This window comes from Streptomyces phytophilus (assembly GCF_013870535.1).
GTDB lineage: Bacteria > Actinomycetota > Actinomycetes > Streptomycetales > Streptomycetaceae > Streptomyces > Streptomyces phytophilus.
Genome location: NZ_JACBXC010001764.1, coordinates 1 through 376, shown reverse-complemented (window position 1 = coordinate 376; position 376 = coordinate 1). Strand labels below are relative to the sequence as shown.

The 376-nt window shown below is 70.2% G+C and carries 1 protein-coding gene; it reads left to right on the top strand.

What is annotated here, in order from left to right:
• Positions 1 to 376, top strand: a 376-nt coding sequence (locus H5J30_RS35800) for a hypothetical protein (RefSeq protein WP_181791942.1), incomplete at both ends; no start/stop codon positions are given.

Below are 376 nucleotides of genomic sequence, written 5' to 3'. Positions count from 1 at the left end.
GAACAACTCACCGACCCCGCGTACTGGACCGAACACATCCGCACCACCGTCCACTACGCCACCACCGCCCAAACCCTCCACCACGCCGGCGTCACCACCTACCTCGAAGCCGGACCCGACACCACCCTCACCACGCTCACCCAACAAACCCTCAGCACGAGCGATCACCACCACATCCCGCTGCTCCGTCGCGACACCCCGGAGCCCCACACCCTCACTGCCGCGCTCGCCCGCCTCCACACCGCCGGCACTCCCCTCCGCTGGCCCCCCACCCCCCTCAGCGGCAAGCCCGTCCCCCTCCCCACCTACGCCTTCCAGCACCAGACCTTCTGGCTGGAAGGGGCAGCCGCCGGAAGCGACGCGACCCGTCTCGGGA